Raw genomic sequence first — 19669 nt, forward strand, 5'->3', positions numbered from 1 at the left:
CGGCGCCCGCATCACCACCACCCTGATCAACTCCCTCCAGTGGCACGACAAGCAGTTCGGCCTGGAGACCATGTGCGTCGGCGGCGGACAGGGCATGGCCATGGTCATCGAACGGCTCAGCTGATGCCGGCCGCCTCCGCCCGGCCGGCCCCGCCGACCGACACCGCCCCGCCGCTGCGCTACCAGCGCTGCGGCTGGTGCGCCGCCGCGGACTTCCTCCCCCGCGCCCTCTGCCGCCTCTGCGGCTCCGACGACCTCGTCTGGGAGGAGAGCGCCGGCTCCGGCTACGTCCACCACGCGGTGGCGGTGCCCCGGGCGGACCGCCGGCCCGGGCAGCACGCCGTGGTGGTCGCCCTGGACGAGGGCTTCCAGCTGCCCGGCGTCGTCGTGGGGGCGGCCGCCCGCCCCGTGCCGGTCGACGCCCGGGTCCGCGTCGTCTCCGTCCCCGGCACGGGCCGCCGCCGGCCCGTGTTCCGCCTCGTCCGCCCCTGAACGCCCCGCCGAACGCTCCGCTCAACGCCCCGCCGAACGCCCCGCTCCGGCAGCGCCGTTGCCGTGCCCACCGAGGAGGACGTCGTGCTCAGCACGATGCAGGACATTCCGCTGGCCATCACCCGCATCATGCAGCACGGCACCACCGTGCACGGCACCTCCGAGGTGGTCACCTGGACCGGTACCGGGGCCCGCCGGGCCAGTTACGCCGAAGTCGGCCGCCGGGTCGCCCAACTGGCCCACGCCCTGCGCGAGTTGGGAATCAGCGGGGACGAGCGGGTCGCCACCCTGATGTGGAACAACCAGGAACACCTGGAGTGCTACCTCGCGGTGCCCTCGATGGGCGCCGTGCTGCACACCCTCAACCTGCGCCTGCCCGCCGGCCAGTTGGCCTGGATCGCCGACCAGGCCGAGGACCGCGTCGTCGTGGTCGACGGCACCCTGGTCCCGCTGCTGGCCGCGGTGCTCCCGGAACTGAAGACCGTCGAGCACGTCATCGTCACCGGCCCCGCCGACACCGCGCCCCTCGAACGGGCGGGCAAGCGGATCCACCGCTACGAGGACCTGCTCGCGGGCCGCCCCACCGGCTTCGACTGGCCGCAGGACCTCGACGAACGCTCCGGCGCCGCCCTCTGCTACACCTCGGGGACCACCGGCGACCCCAAGGGCGTCCTCTACAGCCACCGTTCGACCTACCTGCACAGCCTGCAGATCTGCACCGCCGAGGGCTTCGGCCTCGGCGTCACCAGCCGGGTCCTGCCCGTCGTGCCGATGTTCCACGTCAACGCCTGGGGCCTCCCGTACGCCGCGATGCTCTCCGGCGCCTCCCTGGTCATGCCCGACCGCTTCCTGCAGCCCGAGCACCTCGCCCGGATGATCGCCACCGAACGCCCGACCAACGCCGCGGCCGTCCCCACCATCTGGACCGGCCTGCTCCACCACCTCGACGAGCACCCGGCCGACCTCTCCTCCCTGCGCGAGGTGATCGTCGGCGGCTCCGCCTGCCCGCTCCCGCTGATGAAGGCGTTCCAGGAGCGCTACGGCACCCGCATCCTCCAGGCCTGGGGCATGACCGAGACCTCCCCGCTCGGCAGCGTCGCCCGCGAACCGGCCGGCGTGGCGGGCGAAGCCGCCTGGGCGTACCGCGCCACCCAGGGCCGGCTGCCCGCCACCGTCCAGGTCCGGCTGGTCGGCCCCGACGGCACGGTCGTGCCGAACGACGGCACGACGGTCGGCGAGATCGAGATCCGCGGCCCCTGGATCACCGGCTCCTACTACGGCTCCGACCACCGGGCCGACCCGTCCGGCGGCGGCCGCTTCCACGACGGCTGGCTGCGCACCGGCGACCTCGGCTCCGTCAGCCCCGACGGGTACCTGCGCCTGACGGACCGCGCCAAGGACGTCATCAAATCCGGCGGCGAGTGGATCTCCTCGGTGGAACTGGAGAACCACCTGCTCGGCCACCCCGCCGTCGAGGACGCCACCGTGATCGCCGTCCCCGATCCCAAGTGGGGCGAACGCCCGCTCGCCCTCGTGGTGCTGCGCCCCGACCCCGCTTTCCCGGAAGAACACCGCCTCCGCACCCTCAAGGACTTCCTGGCCCACCACGTCGCCCGCTGGCAGGTGCCCGAACACTGGGCCGCGGTGCCCGCGATCCCGAAGACCAGCACCGGCAAGTCCGACAAGAAGGCGCTCCGCGCGTCCCACGCCGACGACGCCGTCCCCCTCCACACCTTCCGCTGACGCCCACCCCCGACCCCGGCCCCCACCCCCACGGCCCCGGGACCACGGTCCCGGGGCCGGCCCCGCCCCGGAGCACGTTCCCGGTGCGATCTCGTGCTCCGCGCGGACGGATTGACGGACCGTCGGATGGTCCTCTTGGAGGGCGCCGGGAACGGTTCCGGCGCCCACTCCGAGGGGGTCCTTCCCGTGCACGACAACGCACCGCAGCACCACCGTCCGAACCCGCGTCCGAACCCGCGTCCGAACCGCCTCCGCCGGCGCGGGGCCGCGGCGACCGTGACCGCCGTGGCCGCCGCCGTGCTGGCCGGCGTCCTGGCCCCGACCGCGGCCACCGCCGCACCCCGGCCGGACGCCGTGCAGCAGCGCCTCGACGCCCTGGTCCGGGCGGACGGGGTGCCCGCCGCGCTCGCCACCGTCAAGGGCCGCGACGGCCGCGCCCGCACCTACACCGCCGGAGTCGGCGACGCGGCCACCGGGGCCAAGGTCCCGGCCGACGGGCAGGTGCGGATCGGCAGCAACACCAAGACGTTCACCGCCGTCGTCGTCCTGCAACTGGTCGCCGAGGGCAAGGTCGGCCTCGACGCGAGCGTCGACACCTACCTGCCCGGCCTGGTGCACGGCGACGGCTTCGACGGCCGCACCGTCACGGTCCGCCAACTGCTCCAGCACACCAGCGGCCTGCCCGAGTACATGGACACCGAACGCGTGCTCGCCGACCCCAAGCGGTACTTCGAACCGCGCGAACTGCTCGACGCCGCGCTCGCCCAGAAGGCCCACTTCGCGCCCGGCACCCAGTGGGAGTACAACAACACCAACTACCTGCTGGCGGGCCTGATCGTCCAGAAGGTGACCGGACGCCCGCTCGGCGAGGAGATCACCAAGCGCGTCATCGACCGGGCCGGCCTGCGCCACACCTACTTCCCCGCTCCCGGGGACATGACGATCCACGAGGCCCACCCCCAGGGCTACCTGCGCGCCGCGGACGGGTCGCTGCGCGACTACACGGAACTGGACCCGTCCTGGGGCTGGGCGGCCGGCGCGATGGTCTCCACCACCACCGACCTCACCCGGTTCTACGGCGCACTGCTCGACGGCCGCCTGCTGCCCGCCGCCCAGCTCGCCCAGATGCGCACCACCGTCCCCGCCGAACTCCTCGGCCCCGGCATCCGCTACGGCCTCGGCCTGATCAGCCGCCCGCTGAGCTGCGGCGGAGTCGCCTGGGGCCACGGCGGGGCGATTCCCGGCTACGAGACCTTCGGCGGCACCACCGACGACGGCCGCACCGCGAGCATCGCGGTGACCGCGTTCCCCGGCGACGAGAACATCGGCAAGCACGCGGACCGGGCCGTGGACGAGGCGCTCTGCCGCTGACCGTCCCACCGGGGCGGCCGGCACCGGCCGCCCCGCACCCGCCCCTTCCCAGCCGTGGAGCCCCGATGAACGCACCCGCCCCGCACCGCACCACCCGCCGCCTGCGCCTGCTGCGGCACGCCACGGCGGCCACCGCCGCCGCCGGACTCGCCCTGACCGCCTTCGCCCCCACCGCGGCCATCGCCGCACCGCGCCCGGACGCCGTGCAGCAGCGCCTCGACGCCCTGGTCCGGGCGGACGGGGTGCCCGCCGCGCTCGCCACCGTCAAGGGCCGCGACGGCCGCACCCGCACCTACACCGCCGGAGTAGGCGACCTGGCCACCGGGGCGAAGGTCCCGGCCGACGGGCAGATCCGGGCCGGCAGCAACACCAAGGCGTTCACCGCCGTCGTCGTCCTGCAACTGGTCGCCGAGGGCAAGGTCGGCCTCGACGCGAGCGTCGACACCTACCTGCCCGGCCTGCTGCGCGGCGACGGCATCGACGGCCGCACCATCACGGTCCGTCAACTGCTCCAGCACACCAGCGGCCTGCCCGACTACATGGACGTCCCCCCGCTGGACGACTTCGTCCCCATCCAGTACCGCTACTTCGAACCGCGCGAACTGCTCGACGGCGCGCTGGCCCAGAAAGCGCTGTTCGCCCCCGGCACCGGCTGGATGTACAGCAACACCAACTACCTGGTGGCCGGCCTGCTGGTCCAGAAGGTCACCGGCCGCCCCTTCGGCGAGGAGGTCACCAAGCGCGTCATCGACCGGATCGGCCTGCGCCACACCTACTTCCCCGCCACCGGGGAGACCGCCCTGCGCGAAGCGCACCCGCACGGCTACCTGAACACCGGCCCGGGCGCACCGCTGATCGACTACACCGGGATGGACGCCTCGATGGCCTGGTCCACCGGCGCGATCGTGTCCACCAACACCGACCTCAACACCTTCTACAGCGCCCTCCTGGCGGGCCGCCTGCTGCCCGCCGCCCAACTCGCCCAGATGCGCACCACCGTCCCCGCCGAACTCCTGGGCCCCGGCGTCCGCTACGGCCTCGGCCTGCAGAGCCGCCCCCTGACCTGCGGCGGCCTCGTCTGGGGCCACGGCGGCACCTCCCCCGGCTACCGAACCCGCGGCGGCGCCACCGAGGACGGCCGCGCCGCCACCATCACCGTCACCACCGTCCCGGACGAAGCCGCCACCGGACACCTGACCGACGCGGTCGACACCGCCCTCTGCCGGTGACCCCGCCCGGACGCCGAACGGGGCTGCTGCACGTCCGGTGCACCCGCCGTCGCCGTCTGCCCGTCGGGAACCGAGCGCACCACGGAATCGTCCTTCCCGTCGCCGACCACGCGGCAGGAACGGGGGGATCCGTGTTCGACATCCACATCCGCACGGCAGGTCTACGCACCGCCGCCGACACCTTCCAGGGAACCTCCGACCAGCTGAACGCACGCACCGGCCACTGGCTGGACGACAGCCTGACCGCCGCCTCCGCCCACTCCGGCTTCGCCTCCGGTCCCGCGCTGCGCGAGTGCGCCGACGCCTGGCAGACCCACATGAGCGCCGTCGCCCAGCAGTTGAGCACCTACGCCGACCAGCTGCGGCAGTCCTCGCACTCGTACGAAACCGCCGAGCAGGAGTCGGTGCGCCGGCTGAACCTCGCCGTCAACGACCTGGGCAGGGGGGCCTGAGCATGGTCGACTTCGCTGCCCTGCGGCGGGCCGACCCCGCCGCCCTGCACCGCGCCGCCGACGGCTGGGTGGAGCTGTCGAAGGAGTCCTGGCAGGCCGTCAACGACCTGCACGACAACGGGATCGGCCCGCTCAAGGAGGACTGGCAGGACCGGGTCGGCCAGGCCGCCGGCAAGAAACTGGCCGAGCAGGCCGACATCCTGGAGTCCGGTGCCGACATCACGCGCGGCGTGGCGATGGTCGTCGACGGGCTGGCGTCCTCGCTGGAGTACGCCCAGCGGGTACTGACCCAGGCACTGGAACTCGCCGCGGCGTACCAGCTGGAGGTGGACGGGGACGGGACCGTCTCCACCACGGGCGAGGTCACCGGCGAGAGCCTCACCCACATGAACGAGGTGTCGGACCTCATCAAGGAAGCCCTCCGGGAGGCCCGCCAGGCCGACGACCAGGCCTCCGCCGAACTGCGGAAGCTGGGCGCCGCCACCTGCCAGACCGACCCCGAGAAGGCCCTCGACCAACTCCAGGGCGAGGCCTCGCAGACCGAACTCGACATGCTCGCCGGCGACATACCGGACGGCAGGGACCCGGCGCTGGTGTCCCGGTGGTGGGCCTCGCTCACCCCCGAGCAGCAGAAGCAACTGGAGCTGGCGGAGCCGGTGAAGCTCGCCAACCTCCCCGGCATCCCGGACGCGGTCAAGGAGGACCTGCGCGGCGGCCCGGGGCGCAAGTGGGACCGGGTGCAGATGGTCGAGTGGGTCCTGGCCCACTGGAACGACGAGTCCGGCGACTTCGACGACGAGAACAACTGCACCAACTTCGCCTCGGAGGCGCTGTTCCGGGCCGGCGTCCACATGAAGGGCAACTGGACCGTCGAGGGCGACGCCTGGAACCGCGGCCGGGACCCGGGCTGGCTCGGCCTCGGCATCATCGGCCAGCAGCACAGCCACGCCTGGGGCGGCGCGCAGAACCTGCACGACTTCATGGTGGGCAACGGTGGCCGCGAGGTCCCGCCCGGCGAGGTCAAGCCGGGCGACCTGGTCTTCCTCGAGGACGACAACGACCAGAACCCCGACCTCAAGCCCGGCACCATCCACCACACCGCCGTCGTCACCGCGGTCACCCCCGACGGCGACATCCGGTACAGCCAGCACAACGACTCGCGGAAGAACGTCAGCCTGGACGGACGGTCCGGCCACGAGGCGCAATCCGAAGGCCGGCAGAAGATCCACTACGTCCGGGTCGAACCGAACTGGTACTGAGGGCAGCGGACATGACGACGAACGGGATGCGAGCAGGCCGACGGCTCGCTGCGGCAGCAGTCCTGGCAATACTCGGCTGGGCCTGCGCCAAGTACGGCCACGACGCCTACCTCGACGCCGTCCCGCGGCGGCTGAGCCACTGCCTGGACGCCGCTCCGGTACCGGCCACGGCCTGGGCCGCACTGATCGCGGGACCGCTGCTGGAGACCGCAGCGGGAGCAGCTGCCGGCCTCCTGCTCCGCCCCACCGCGCGGTCGAGCACGGCCACGCTGGTGGCGGCCGCCCTGATCACCGCACTGGCCGGAATCCTCCTGCTGGTCACGGGCTGGGGACTGACCGACGCGATCGGCGGCCCCGGCACCACCCACCACCCCTGCAGCGGCATGTAGCCCCACGCCGACGGTGCGACGGGCTTCGTGGTGCTGCCGAAAAGACGGCCGGTGGAGCGGACGTTCGCGTGGCTGATGCACTCACGCCGCCTGACCCGCGCCACGAGACCCGCGCCGACACCTCCGGGGCAATGATCCAGCGGTCGACGAGCACGGTCACGAGCCGCCGGTGGTCCGGTGCCGGCGCACCCGGACCGAGGCTTTCCCTCCAGGCGGGAACCACCGATCCGAGCACCGCGAAGGGCGCTCTCACCGAGGGGAGGACGCTCAGCTCAGGAGGCATTTCGGACCAGCGGGCCGCCGGGGGTTCGAACCCTGGACCTACGGATTGGAAACGTCGAGAAGAAAGTCGTAGTAGTCGGTCGGGCCCGTAAGAACGGCCTGGAAGTACAGGGGCTCGCCGTCGGTGTCGAGCGGCACCTCGTGGCCGGCGGTGCGGGTGAAGCCGAGGGAGAGCCCGGGGACGATCCAGAAGCTCGGCTCGTTGTGGAGGACGGTCAGGCCCATCTCCTCCAGTTGCCGCAGCAGTTGGAGCGCAGGGGTGCGGAACACGTCGACGCCCCGGAACCGGACCGTGATCTCCTCCGGGCCCGGCTGCGGGATCCACACCTCAGCAGCATGAAGCACCTTGCCGCGCTCGAAGTGGAAGACGATCTCGAACTGCGGGTGCAGGGCGAGGACCTTCATGGGCCGGAAGGTACTGGTGGAACCCTCGTTGGACACCTTGACCCGGCCGAGGCGGGCGGCCGCGGTCTTGACGTCCTCGGCCGGCATGCCCAACGGGAAGCCGGTGATGCCGTTCGGCGGGTCGAGTTCGATCTCCATGGGGGTCATTTTAGGAGGCACGTGCGGATCTTCCAGCCGTTGTCCGAAAGGTACTTCTGGAACGACTTGTTGTGGGGCAGGGAGTCGACCATCTCCTTGATCGCGGCGTCGTACTTCGTGCCGTGGATCTTGCGGATCATGCCGATGTCCATCTTCATCGCGACGTCGAACTTGCCCTGGGCGATGAGTGCGCGCTGCTTGGCGCGCCAGGCCACGCTGCCCGCTCCGGACCCGGTGCTGATGAAGTCGCGGTGGTCGTCGTAGTCCATCCGGATCGCCGGCCCGGGCCCGTAGCCGAGCTGGGAGCTGCCGACGCCCAGGTAGGCGTCCCGAGCCGGTATGTGGTTCCGCTCGTAGCTGTTGTTGTTGCTGCCGTCGGTCCAGTTGCTCGGCCGCAGGCTGTAGTGCGACCCGCCCCAGCCGACGGGCTGCCGGCGGGCGGCCAGGCCCAGCGGGTCGATGAAGAACAGCGGGTTGGGCACGTAGGCATGGGGGTTGGGTCCGCCGTCCAGGCCGAGCGGGTCACTGCTCAGGTACCGGCCGGTCGAAGGGTCGTAGTAGCGGAAGTAGTTGTACTCCAGACCCGACTCCGCGTCGTAGTACTGGCCCGGCCTGCCGAGCGGGCAGCTCACCGCCCCGTCGTGACCGTCCCGCCGTCGCCCCCACAGGTCGGAGTCGCCCGACCACACGACCCGACCGTCGGCGGTGACCAACTCGCTCGGCGCGTCCACCAGGTCGGTGACGATGGCGTAGAAGCGCTCGTCGACGCCGGGCGCGCCCTCGTCCCAGTCGCGTTCGGTCTGCGAGAGTGCCTTCCAGGCGCCGGGATCCCAGTCCCAGGTGACGCTGTGCCGGCTGCCGTCCGGCAGGGCCCGGTACTGCTCGGCGAGCTGCGTGCCGTCCCAGGCGAAGAAGGTCTTCTCGAGCACCTCGCCCCCCTCGCCGAGACGCCACTTGGCGGCGCGCCGACCGACCGGGTCGTAGCTGTACGACCACGACCCCCGGTCCGGTGTGGCGAGTCCGACCAGTTGGTCCTCGGCGTTCCAGGAGTACCGCCACTCACGGCGCTGCCCGGACAGGGTGCGCACCAGCCTGCGCACCAGGCGGCCCTGCTCGTCGTACTCGTACGAGGTGCGGCCTGCCGAGTGCAGCAGCGATCCGCCGTAGGCGCGCTCACCGGCCGTCGCGCTGTCGGGTGTCCGGGTGTCGTGGGCACGGGTGATGTTGCCGAGCCGGTCGTAGGCGTAGGTCTCGCTCCAGGATTCGGCACTCACCCTGGTGACCCGCCCGGCAGGGGTGAGCTCGAAGTCGCGGCGGCCGCGCAGGAGGTCGGTCACCGCCGACGGCATTCCGTCGGAGCGGTAACTGTAGGTGCGCTGCTGGACGTTGGTGTAGTCGCCGGAGGCCGCACCGCCACCGGGGGAAGCCCAGATCGACTGGCCGCTCAGCCGGTCACAGGTGTCCCAGGACTGGGTCAGCGCGCCGCCCCCGCCGAGGTACCGGGTGGTCTCGCGGCCGCCCGCGTCGTAGGCGAAGGTCAGGGCGGCCAGCGAGTTCGCCAGTGCGGTCGGTCGGCTGCCGGCGTCGTACGTCCAGGTGGAGACGATTCCGGTCGGGGTGGTACGGCTGGTGCGGCGGCCGAGTGCATCGTGGGTGAAGGAAGTGGTCCGTCCGTCGACGCTCTCGCTCACCACTCGGCCGAGCGCGTCGTGGGTGTACTCCAGTGTGCCCGCGCTGCCGGCGATCCGGGCCAGTCGGCCGAGCCGGTCGTAAGCCAGCGTGGTCGAGGTGCCGTCGTGGTTGCGCCGTTCGACGAGCCGGCCCTGCGGGTCGTAGGTGAAGGCGGTGGTGCGGCCGGCCCCGTCAGTGGTCTCCACCAGTTGGTCGGCGCCGTCGAGGAGGTAGGAGAAGCTGCGGCCGTTGAAGTCGCTCTCGCCGATCAGGTGCCCGGCTCGGTCGTAGCGGTAGCGCCAGCTCGCGCCGTTCATGGTGACGGAGAGCAGCTGCAGTTCGGTGTCGTACGCGAACCGGTGCTCTTCCCCGTCGGGAAGGGTCCGGGCGGCGAGTTTGCCGAACGGGCCGATCTCGAACCCGGTGACCGCGCCGTCCAGTTCGTGCCGGACGAGGTTGCCCTCGGGGTCGTAGTCCCACTGCTCGCGGGTCCCGTCCGGGTGGCGCCGTTCGGTGATGTGGCCTTCGATGCGGCGCACCAGGCTGGTGGTGGCACCCAGCGCATCGGTGTGGGTGATGATGCGGCCGAACGCGTCGTAGCCCGCCCGGGTGGTCACGCCGAGGGCGTCGGTCACGGCGGTGATCAGGCCGGCCGGATTGCTCTCGATCCGCTGGGTCTGGCCGAGCGCGTCGGTGACCGCCACCAGCCTGCCCTGCGGGTCGTACCGGCGGATCGTTTCGGCGCCGCCCGCATCCGTCACGGTGAGCAGGTTGCCGCACGGGTCGTAGGTGAACGCCGCGACCCGGGTACCGCCCTGGGTCACGGAGGCCACCTGGCGGAGCTCGTTGTAGCCCAGCTCGATGACGCTGCCCCCGGGCTCGGTGATCCGGACAGGATCACCGTGGTCGTCCAGCACGAGCCTGGTGGTGCGGCCGATCTCATCGGTGCGGGCAACGACTCGGCCGGCCTCGTCGTACTCGGTGAGCGTCGCGTTCCCCAGCGGGTCGACGGTCCTGAAGACGCGGTGCTGCTCGTCGTAGTGGTACGCGGTGCTGTGGCCGAGGCTGTCGGTGGCCACGGTCACCCTCAGGTCGGTGTCGTAATGGAAGGACGCGCTCAGCACGCCGTCCTGGCCGACGCCTCGCACCGCCCGGCCCGCCTGGTCGTACTCGTACTCGTAGTGCCGGCCGTTGCGGTCGATCCAGGCGGTGATCCGGTTCGCCTCGTCGTACTCGTACACGTACGGCAGGCCGGAGGAGTTGACGACACCGGCGAGCTGTCCCTCCGGGTAGTACTGGTAGCCGACCACCGGGGTGCCCTGCCCGTGGCCGGTGCCGTCCAGCAGGCGCAGGCCCTCGGCCCGCACTCCGCCGGCGACGGAGGTGGTGTCGACCGCGACCCGGTAGCCGCCGCTGTGCTGCACCTCGGTGGGCGTGCCGTGCTCGTCCCGCAGGAAGGCGACCCGGTGGTCGTTGCGGTCCGAGAGCAGCGTGATCGGCCTGATCTCGCCGATTCGGTAGGCACGGGAGCCGGTGCCGGCGAAGTGCCGGGTCCAGCCGCGGTCCGGGTCCTCGATGCGGAAGGTGTCGGCCGTCCGGTCCCAGGTGAGGGGCCAGCGGGCCCCACCCTGCGGGTAGACGGTGCGGCCCGGCTGCGCGGGCAGCGGATAGTGCAGGATCTGCGCGTCGTCGCCGGCGAAGTGAACGCCGTCCGCGTCGATCTCGATCCGCTGATCGAGAGTGGAGGACCAACCCGGGCCGAACAGCCGACCGCCCACGTAATCGGACGCGTACGCGCGGCGCAGCAGCAGCGGCAGGAGGCCGGGCAGGGCGAGGTCGGTCTCCGAGGTGATCACCTGTCCGGAGACCACGTCCACCGGGTCGCCCGCGGTGTGGCAGCCGATGTTGCCGTCGACCCCCTGCCCCCGGCGGCCGCCGCGGCCCAGCGGCCTCTCCCCGTTGCCGCGCCTGCCGCCGCCCGGTGTACGGGGGCCGTGCGGTAGGTCCTTGCCGTTGCCGCGCATGATCTTCTCGAGGTCGCGGGCGTGCCTCGCCTCGATCTCGCGGGTGTTCTTGGCGACGGTCCTCAGGTTGTCGCCGGCCTTGCGGTAGAAGTTCTTCAGGGCCTTCCCGGCGTCCTCCGCCAGGGTCTTGCCGAGCTTCTGCGCCCCGTGCTCCAGCGCCTTGACGATCTGGTTGCTCATGCGAAGGCCACCCCCGCGATCCTGGACCGGAACATCCGTGCACGGCCGGCCACGGTCCCGGCGTGCTCGTGCATCATCCGCGCGTGCTCGTCCGGCGCGTCCGGATCGATCCGGAACCCGGTCCCGCCCCCGTCGCCGCCAGAGGCCCCGAGCCCGCCCTCCACGCCCTGGACCACCGGCCCCGACACCGCATTGGCGACGGTGTCCGCCAAAGGGCCGATCGCGGCCTCCGCCACCTGGCCGATGACGTACTGCTCCGACTGGTTCAGGTGCCGGTCCGAGACCGACGCCCACTTCGCCGGCAGGGCCGCGTACGACGCCCCCTCGTACGCCTCGCCCGGAAACTCGACCGCCACGCCGCACCCCTCCCCCGAGTACATGTGCGAATCAGACCGTAGCCCACCGCGCCGCCGGAGAGAACCACGTCCCGGGAACCCCGCGGCAGCGGCCCCGGCAACTGCGCTCAACCGCGCGGACGCCGGCGTCGTGGCCTCCGGTCGACGGCGCGTTCCGGGCAGCGCCTTCCACGGGAATCCGTGCATGACGTTCCGTCAGCAGCCGTTTGCCACAGCCTTGTCCGAACGCTCAAGCAGATCGGAGCGCCGACAGGCCTCAGCCGGCGACCTCAGCGAGCAAGAGGGCAGCAAGACGGGGAAGGCGTCGGTGCATCTCGCCGGCGTCGTCGAAGTCGAAGTCCTCGCCCATGTCGGACTCCTGTGGCACCTCCTCGTCCCGCCCGGCCCGGTGGCGCTCCCACTCCTCGCAGAAGGCACCGACGTCACCGGTCAGCCGCTCGAAGGCCCGGCCGGCCGCGTAGTTCACGCCCTCGTCGAAGATCACGTAGTCGTCACCCCTGGCAGCGGCCTCGATCACCACCGGGTGGCCCGCCGACTCGTCCGGGCAACCGCCCCCGATGAGATACGCCGCGGCCCACCCGTCCCAGCGGTACACCGCATCGTGCACCTCGTCGAAACACTCCTGGTGGCTGAGGATCTCCTCCCGCGAAAGCCCCGCCAGCCGCCCCACCAACACCTCGGCGAACTCCACGCCCAGTCGGCCGCCCTCGTCCCGCGCCGCCTCGATCGCATCCCTGGACCCGTCAACGTCCATGGCCGGCCATCTGCGGCAGGCCGCAGACGACATCCTGCGGACAGCCCGTCAGCTGCGCCTGTCGACCGATGCACTGACGAACCGGCGCACCCCGGACAGGACAGCGGAAGCGGCAGTCGGTCGATGGTTCGGACGCGCCGGCAACATCACCACGGACAGCGTCATTCGAGTCGAACGACCAGGGAGCCGTAGGAGGGGATCATCACCTTCCGGGCGTAGGTGCGCGAGACGATCCGGTAGGGGCGGCCCGGGGCGTGGACGGCGTCGACCATGCGGGCGATCTCGGCGCGGGCGACGGGGGCGCCGAGGCAGAGGTGGCGACCGGCGCCGAACCAGAGCTGGCGGGAGCGGGGGTCGTAGGGGCGGGTCAGGTCGAAGCCGCCGGCCAGATTGTCGGCGGCGTAGGTGACGAGCAGGATCCGTTCGTCGCGGAGCAGGCGGCGGCCGGCGACGGTGACGTCCGCGCTGACGTGGCGGCCGATCACCGGGGCGGGGGTGGTGACCCGCAGGCCCTCGCGGACAGCGTCGCGCAGCAGGGCCGGATCGGCGCGCAACCGGCCCTGCTGGCCGGTGTCGTGGAGCAGGGCGACGGTGCGGGCCATCGCGCCGGCAGCGGTCTCGGTGCCCGCGACGAGCAGCAGGGAGGCGAGTCCGGACGCCTCCTCCAGGGTGATGCCGGACTCGCGGCAGCGGCCGAGCAGGGTGTCCGGTCCGGCGTGCTCGAAGGCGTCGGGGACGTCGGCGGTCAGGGTGGCGACGATCTCCTTCGCCGCCGCGATCCGCTCCGGCGGCAGTTCGGTGGACGCCGTCGTGTCGAGGGCCAGCGCGGCCAGTCGCTCGCCCGCCGCGAAGGTCTCCAGGTACGCGGAGTCCGGGCTGCCGGGCGGGAGGCGGAGCCCCAGCAGGTCGGCCATCAGCCGTCCGACGACCAGCCGGGCGGCTGCCGCCACGTCGACCAGCTCCCCGTCGGTCAGGCGCTCGGTGACGTCCGCGTACACCGGCCCGGCGGCCCGTTCGACCAGGGCTGCGGAGTTGTCCTCGGTGAACAGGTCGCGGGCCCGGCGGCGCAGGTCCGCGTGGCCCGGGCCGTCGAACAGCCTGGTCACGTACGGCCCGAGGACCTGCTCCCACAGATGGCCGACGCCGCCCTCGCCGAGCAGCGTGAAGTGCTCGTGGTCGTTGAGCACGGCCCGGATCAGCGTCGGGTCCCTCGCCACCCAGCCCAGCTTGGGCACCCGCCGCAGCGGGCCGAAGGGCCGCGACATCGTCACCCTCGTCAGCGCCCACAGCGCGGGCCGGCTGGCCCACAGCAGCTTGCTCTCGTGCCGTCCTGCCACCGTGCCGCCCATCGCGCCGCCCCCGTGCTCGTGGTCCTGCCCGCCCGTGCGGGGAAACGTACCGTGGGACGGGGCGGGGCTGTGACATGATCGCCGGACCGGGGGCGGTGGAGGCGGGACGTGAGGGGGCGTCGATGACCGAACTGTGGGTGGTGGTACCCGCCTACAACGAGGAGGTCTCGCTGCCGGGCACGCTGCGCGCGCTCGCCGAGCAGACCGACACCGACTTCGAGTGCGTCGTGGTCGACAACGGCTCCACCGACCGGACCGCCGACGTGGTCCGGGACTTCGCCCGCACCAGCGCCTTCCCGCTGCACCTGGTCACCGAGACCCGCAAGGGCACCGGCGCGGCCGCCGACACCGGCATGCGCCACGCCATCGACGCCGGCGCCCGCTACCTGGCCCGCACCGACGCCGACTGCCTGCCCGTCCCCGGCTGGACGGCCGCCGCCCGGCACGGCCTGGCCGGCGGACTCGAACTCGTCACCGGCCAACTGCGGCCCCGCACCGACGAGTTCCCGCTCAAGTTCTGGGAGGCGCGACTGCTTTCGGCAGTCGTCTCCCTCGCCGCCCGGTTCGGCCGCTACCGCCCCGGCAACCGCGACCCGCAGTACCTCGGCCCCTACCTGATGTGCCCCGGCTGCAACCTGGCCCTCACCGCCGACCTCTACCGCCGCAGCGGCGGCTTCCCCCGCACCGCGATCGAGGAACTCCACGAGGACCGCGCCCTGGTCAACCAGGTCCGCCGCCTCACCGCCGCCTACGGGTCCGTCCCCGGCATGCGCGTCCACGGCTCCGTACGCCGCCTGCGCGCCTTCGGCCTGCTCAACACACTTGCCTGGTACGCGGACCACCGGTACCGGCCCGAACAGGTCGACATCCGATGACGCCTGCGGGAACCGCACTGGCCGAGCGGATCGCCGAGCACGCCCGCCGCACCCCGGACGCCGTCGCGCTGGTCGACACCCGGGGCCCGCTCACGTACGCCGAACTCGCCCGCCGGGTCGCCGCCACCGCGCGCGGACTGCGCGGCGCCGGAATGCGGACCGGTGACACCGTGCTGTTCGCCGTCCGACCCGGGCGCGACGCCGCCGTCCTCGGGCTCGCCGTCATGACGGTGGGTGCCGTCGTCGTGGTCGCCGACCCCGGCGCGGGCCCCGAACTCGACGCCGCGCGCGGACGCCTCGTCGGCGAACGCCTCGCCGCACCGGCCTGGTTGGCCGCCGAGTCCTGGCTCGCCGCGCTCGCCGCCCGGCGGCCGGGCCGCGCCCTGCTGCACCGTTTCGGCCTCGACCTGCCCGCGCTCGCCGACCCGGCGCTGCGCCTGGTCCACACCGGCCCGCGCCTGCCCGGGCTGCCCGCCGATTCCCTTGCCGCGTCCTCGCTTTCGGGCAGCGGCCCGCTGCCGCCCGCCGACCCGGACCGGCCGGCGCTGGTGGTCTTCACCTCCGGCACCACCGCCCGCCCCCGCGCCGTCGTGCACAGCCAGCGCACGCTGCTGACAGGCGGGGACCTGCTCGCCGCGAGCCTCGGCCTGCCCGGCGCCGCCGAGCACGTCACCGTCCACTCCGAGCAGTTGATGATCGCGTTCGCGTTCCTCGCCGCCGGGACGACCTGGTCGGTGGCCCCGCTCCCGGTCCGGCCCGCGCGCTTCCTGCGCGACCTTCGCCGCCGTCGCGCCACCCACACCTTCGGCACTCCCGCCGCACTGGCCCGCCTGCTCGACACCGGACCGCTCCCCGACACCCTCGGCACCGTGCTGCTCGGTGCCGCCCCCGTCCCACCGCCCGTCCTGCGCCGCCTGCGGGAGGCCCTCCCGGCGGCACGGATCACCGTCGTCTACGGCGCCACCGAGATGCTGCCGATCGCCGTCACCGACGCCGGTGCCAAGCTCGCCCACGCCGCCGACGGCGACCTGGCCGGCCCCCCGCTGCCAGGAGTCACCGCGCGGCTCGGCGAAAACGGCGAACTCCTGCTGACCGGACCGCACTTGGCGATCGGATACCTCGGCGACGGGCCGCTCGACGAGCTGCGCACCGGCGACCGCGCCCGGATCGACGCGCAGGGCCGGATCGTACTGGTCGGCCGGCTCAAGGACATGCTCATCCGAGGCTCCTTCAACCTCTACCCCGGCCTGTACGAACCCGCGATCGACGCCCTCCCCGGCATCGCCGAGGCCGTGATCGTCGGCGTCCCCGACCCGCAGACCGCCGACGAGTCCGTGGTCCTGGCCGTTCGCCCCGACGGCACCCTCCCCGAGGCCGCACTGCTGCGCCTCCTGCACCGCGAACTGCCCCGCACCATCGACCACGCGGCACTCCCGGACCTGATCCGCTGCGTCCCGGAAATCCCCCGCCGGGGCCGCACCGAGAAACCCGACCGCGACCGGCTGCGCGAACTGCTCCGGAACGACCCGCAGCCCTGACACGCAGCCCGGCAGCGGACCCCCCGCCCAGGGCGGCATCCTGCCGGGAGACCGAGCCGCTGCGTGCCGTACACCACGGACCACCCCTGATGGGGCCTTCGCCCGTGACGGTGGACACGTGGTTGGTTGTCACGCGGCGAGCGTGAGCTTAGCGGTGTGGTGTCGGCGTTCGTATTCGTTGGGGCTGAGCTGCCCGTTGGCGGAGTGGCGGCGGCGGGTGTCGTAGCGGGTAAGCCAGGCGAAGACGGTCCTGCGGCAGGTGGCGGGGTCGCCGTAGTCGCGGGCGCCCCGAAGCGTCTCGCGTTCCAGGGACGCGTGGAAACTCTCGCAGGCCGCGTTGTCCGCGCTGCTGCCGACCGCGCCCATCGACCGGGTGACACCCAGGTCCGAGCACAGGTCGGCGAAAGCCCTGGACCCGTACTGCCCCCCCCGTGGTCGGAGTGGAACACCGCCCCGTCCAGAGTGCCGCGGACCTGGACCGCCATCCGCAGCACGTCGGCGACCAGGCCGGTACGCATGTGATCGGCGATCGACCAGCCCACGACCTTGCGGCCGAAGCAGTCCAGCACGGTCGCCAGGTAGAGGAACTCCCCACCGGTCAGCGGGAGATAGGTGATGTCGCCCATGTACTTGCGTCCCGGCTCGGTGGCGGTGAAGTCCCGCTCGAACAGGTCCGGCACCGCCCGGACGGCGGGGTCCGGGACGGTGGTGCGGACCCTTCTGCGCAGGCGCATGCCGGCGATACCTTGCATGCGCATGACCCGGGCGACCCGCTTGTGGTTGACCCGCGTGCCGGTCTCGCGCAGTTCCGCGGTCACCCGCGGCAAGCCGTAGGCGCCACCGGAATCGGCGTGGATCCGTCGAATCTGCTCAGCCAGGACCTGGTCCTCGCGCCTGCGGGCGGATCTGGCACCGCCGCCGCCGAGCCACTTGTAGTAGCTGGAGCGGTTGACGTCCAGGACCTGGCACAGCCGCTTCACCTCGTAGGCGTCCCGGTGGTCGTGGACGAACTGGAAGCGGCTCACCGGTTCGTCTCGCCGGCGAAATACTTGGCCGCCCTGCGCAGGATGTCCCGCTCGGTGGTCGGCTTCCACTCACTCGCCTCCAACTCGACCACCCGGGCCTCCAACTGCCGGATCCGCCCGTCCGGGTCGGCGGACGCGGTCAGCTGCCCCGCCTGGACGGCTGCCTTCCCTCCTGCCCGAGCGGCAGGGGTGAGGTCGCGGCGTCCGCGCTCCCGCAGCACCCACTCGCGCAGCGTCGCCCGGTTGGTGCCCAGGTCAGCGGCGATGTCCTTGTACATCGCCCCGGGCGTGGACTCGTACAGGGCCACGGCATCGGCCTTGAACGCGTCCGAGTAGTCCTTCATCGCCATCGGCGCTGTTCTCGCTTCCTCCGGATCAAGCAGATCCAGTATCAGCGTGTCCACCACTCAGGGCGAAGGCCCGCTGCGGCACTCCACCCTGTCGACCACCGCGAACATCTACAGCCACCTGACCTGGGACGTCGCGATGGCCGCGGTCCACACCATCGAAGCCAGGCTCTCCCTCGTCGAAGCCCGCACCCGCGGCGTTGACGCCCTCGCCCTCAGCTGCCCGGCACCGAGCCCGCTCTTCAGCCAAGCCGCCTGACGGAGCTACAGCCACGTCCCACGCCAGGGGTACACAGAACACCGGGCAGCCGGTCCACAGCTGACGTCCACTCGAGCAACCACTCACAGACGGATGCCGCAGGTCTCACAGGCATGCCTGCCAGCAGGAAAATCAACCTCGCTCCGACACCGAACCGCGTCCGAACGGCCTGCCGGCCCCGCTCGACTCGTCGATGAGGGACAGGCCGACCGCCCTGAGGTGCTCCCGAGTGCAGGTAGTACTTTCCGAGCGCGATGTGAACGAGCGTTCACGACCACACTGCGACCACCAACCACGAAGGCCGTCTCCACCATCCGGTGGAAACGGCCTCTGACCTGCAGTGATGCAAGTCGGGACGACAGGATTTGAACCTGCGACCCCTTGACCCCCAGCATCCGAATTAGCGTCTGGCTGATGCTCACTCATCCGAATTTCGCAGGTCAGAGCCTGTCGCATTCAGCCTCCATGACGCCCGATACTGCCGCGTGACACCCAGTCCGTGAGAGGCGCGTGAGAGGCAGCCGCCACCAAGGCGCTGGATGCAGGGCCTCGGCAGTTACCCGGAAGACGGTCGGCCGCCAGCCATCACCAGATCGAAGAAGCCGACCCACCGAACGCTATAGCCCCTGTTCCCGGGTACGCGGGACCACCCTCTACCCGTCCGCCAGGTGCGGTGATCTTCCTCCCGGCGTGCCGTCTGCGGCGTGCCGCCGAGGCGCGGGACGTCGGCGGTTGCGCCGACCGGGGCAGGCGGGACGGGGACGGTCGTCGCTGGGACGGCGCTGAGCGTGCTGCTCAGTGTCGGGGCGCTGCTGTTCGCCCACAACCACCTTCGGCGCCAAGGGCGTTGAACCTCGACGAGATTCCGGGACCTTCGGTCGGGTACGACAGGTCGATGGCCTCCCCGCCGCCCTTGGGCGACCGTCAGCTCGCGGGCGGTTTCCCTGGACGCGGACCGGGCCGCCGACACCGAGGACCTGCCACCACTACTCGGCGTCCGCGAGGAACGGCTCGCCGCGCCCCTGCGTGATCCGGGGGTGTCACGGAACTCGCACGACTGGTCGTTTGCGAGAAGCGAAGGTCACGGGGTGACGAGAGGGAAGTCGGAGTCGAAGTCGTCGAAGAGGCCGGCAAGGGTCTGTAGGACGGTCTCGTCGCCGTCAAGGGTGATCTTTCCGGCCTGGGCGAGCTCAGGTGCGCTCGCGGGCTTGAGCAGGGTGGCGACGAGGGCGGCCCCAGACCGGCGGCGGCGAGGCGGGTGTCGGTTGAGGCGCCGGGGCGGGTGTTGAGGACGCCGCGGCGGATCCGCACGGTTCAGGTCTCGTCGTCGTGGCCGGTGAAGCGGTAGCCGACGCGCAGGTCGGCGTCGGCGACCTTGTCGCCGATGAGGCGGACGGCGGAGAAATTGAACCGCCAGGGTTCGATAGGGATCTCAGGTGGTCCTACGTTGTTGGTGGGTTGGACGGGCCGTCGTAAGGTCCAGAGATCCAGAGGCGCCGGGTATGGCTTTCAGGCGGTTGCACGCGATGGC

Annotated in this window: 16 protein-coding genes and 3 pseudogenes; 12 read left to right on the plus strand and 7 right to left on the minus strand. The window is 72.1% G+C overall.

All coding sequences use genetic code 11. From position 1 onward, the window contains the following. From IH44_RS44825 to IH44_RS45850, 9 genes and pseudogenes are all read left to right on the plus strand, one after another. A pseudogene (locus IH44_RS44825) lies at positions 1-124 on the plus strand (acetyl-CoA C-acetyltransferase); the annotation flags it as partial. Continuing rightward, positions 124-492, plus strand: coding sequence for a Zn-ribbon domain-containing OB-fold protein (locus IH44_RS43345; protein WP_051817854.1), 369 nt, complete (start codon positions 124-126; stop codon positions 490-492). The pseudogene IH44_RS44825 and the gene IH44_RS43345, both read left to right, overlap by 1 nt. A gap of 84 nt (positions 493-576) precedes the next feature. After that, positions 577-2235: a long-chain fatty acid--CoA ligase gene (locus IH44_RS0133555; RefSeq protein WP_030463585.1), complete on the plus strand. Its 1659-nt coding sequence runs from the start codon at positions 577-579 to the stop codon at positions 2233-2235. A gap of 276 nt (positions 2236-2511) precedes the next feature. Further along, complete coding sequence (locus IH44_RS0133560) at positions 2512-3606, plus strand: serine hydrolase (protein ID WP_030463586.1); 1095 nt, start codon at positions 2512-2514, stop codon at positions 3604-3606. Between the two features lie 65 nt (positions 3607-3671). Further along, on the plus strand, positions 3672-4835 hold the full coding sequence (locus IH44_RS0133565; RefSeq protein ID WP_030463587.1) for a serine hydrolase: 1164 nt from the start codon (positions 3672-3674) through the stop codon (positions 4833-4835). Between the two features lie 131 nt (positions 4836-4966). Beyond that, complete coding sequence (locus IH44_RS0133570; RefSeq protein ID WP_030463588.1) at positions 4967-5287, plus strand: type VII secretion target; 321 nt, start codon at positions 4967-4969, stop codon at positions 5285-5287. 2 nt (positions 5288-5289) lie between these two features. After that, positions 5290-6546, plus strand: coding sequence for an amidase domain-containing protein (locus IH44_RS0133575; RefSeq protein WP_030463589.1), 1257 nt, complete (start codon positions 5290-5292; stop codon positions 6544-6546). 11 nt (positions 6547-6557) lie between these two features. Continuing rightward, the gene (locus IH44_RS0133580) at positions 6558-6935 is read left to right on the plus strand and encodes a hypothetical protein (protein WP_157852552.1); all 378 of its coding nucleotides are present in this window, start codon (positions 6558-6560) and stop codon (positions 6933-6935) included. Positions 6936-6941: 6 nt separating this feature from the next. After that, positions 6942-7034: pseudogene (locus IH44_RS45850) on the plus strand (IS5/IS1182 family transposase); the annotation flags it as partial. Between the two features lie 222 nt (positions 7035-7256). On the opposite strand, the gene IH44_RS0133585 reads toward IH44_RS45850, so the two are convergent. The 5 genes from IH44_RS0133585 to IH44_RS0133605 all read right to left on the minus strand — a co-directional run bounded on the left by IH44_RS0133585 (position 7257) and on the right by IH44_RS0133605 (position 14094). Continuing rightward, positions 7257-7760 carry a hypothetical protein gene (locus tag IH44_RS0133585; RefSeq protein ID WP_030463591.1) on the minus strand — a complete coding sequence of 168 codons (504 nt, stop codon included), beginning with the start codon at positions 7758-7760 and terminating at the stop codon, positions 7257-7259. A gap of 5 nt (positions 7761-7765) precedes the next feature. Beyond that, on the minus strand, positions 7766-11635 hold the full coding sequence (locus IH44_RS0133590) for a DUF6531 domain-containing protein (RefSeq protein ID WP_051817856.1): 3870 nt from the start codon (positions 11633-11635) through the stop codon (positions 7766-7768). Then, positions 11632-11991: a hypothetical protein gene (locus tag IH44_RS41830; RefSeq protein ID WP_157852553.1), complete on the minus strand. Its 360-nt coding sequence runs from the start codon at positions 11989-11991 to the stop codon at positions 11632-11634. The genes IH44_RS0133590 and IH44_RS41830 overlap by 4 nt, the downstream gene beginning before the upstream one ends. A 256-nt stretch (positions 11992-12247) precedes the next feature. After that, on the minus strand, positions 12248-12745 hold the full coding sequence (locus IH44_RS0133600) for a DUF4240 domain-containing protein (RefSeq protein ID WP_030463594.1): 498 nt from the start codon (positions 12743-12745) through the stop codon (positions 12248-12250). A gap of 161 nt (positions 12746-12906) precedes the next feature. Further along, the gene (locus tag IH44_RS0133605) at positions 12907-14094 is read right to left on the minus strand and encodes a cytochrome P450 (protein ID WP_030463595.1); all 1188 of its coding nucleotides are present in this window, start codon (positions 14092-14094) and stop codon (positions 12907-12909) included. 122 nt (positions 14095-14216) lie between these two features. Here IH44_RS0133605 and IH44_RS0133610 point away from each other — a divergent pair, with 122 nt between their 5' ends. Beyond that, positions 14217-14969, plus strand: coding sequence for a glycosyltransferase family 2 protein (locus tag IH44_RS0133610; protein ID WP_030463596.1), 753 nt, complete (start codon positions 14217-14219; stop codon positions 14967-14969). Further along, the gene (locus IH44_RS0133615; RefSeq protein WP_051817858.1) at positions 14966-16507 is read left to right on the plus strand and encodes a class I adenylate-forming enzyme family protein; all 1542 of its coding nucleotides are present in this window, start codon (positions 14966-14968) and stop codon (positions 16505-16507) included. The genes IH44_RS0133610 and IH44_RS0133615 overlap by 4 nt, the downstream gene beginning before the upstream one ends. 129 nt (positions 16508-16636) lie before the next feature. Here IH44_RS0133615 and IH44_RS45855 read toward each other — a convergent pair. Further along, positions 16637-17882 (minus strand): annotated as a pseudogene (locus tag IH44_RS45855) (IS3 family transposase). A gap of 46 nt (positions 17883-17928) precedes the next feature. Between IH44_RS45855 and IH44_RS0133630 the strand changes: the two are divergent. After that, positions 17929-18138, plus strand: coding sequence for a hypothetical protein (locus IH44_RS0133630; protein ID WP_030463599.1), 210 nt, complete (start codon positions 17929-17931; stop codon positions 18136-18138). A gap of 1081 nt (positions 18139-19219) precedes the next feature. Here the strand turns inward: IH44_RS0133630 and IH44_RS49230 are convergent. Further along, on the minus strand, positions 19220-19555 hold the full coding sequence (locus IH44_RS49230) for an alkyl sulfatase C-terminal domain-containing protein (RefSeq protein WP_081967294.1): 336 nt from the start codon (positions 19553-19555) through the stop codon (positions 19220-19222). Between the last annotated feature and the right edge of the window lie 114 nt (positions 19556-19669).

Origin of the sequence: Kitasatospora sp. NRRL B-11411, assembly GCF_000721345.1 — a bacterium.
Taxonomy (GTDB): Bacteria; Actinomycetota; Actinomycetes; order Streptomycetales; family Streptomycetaceae; genus Kitasatospora; species Kitasatospora cineracea.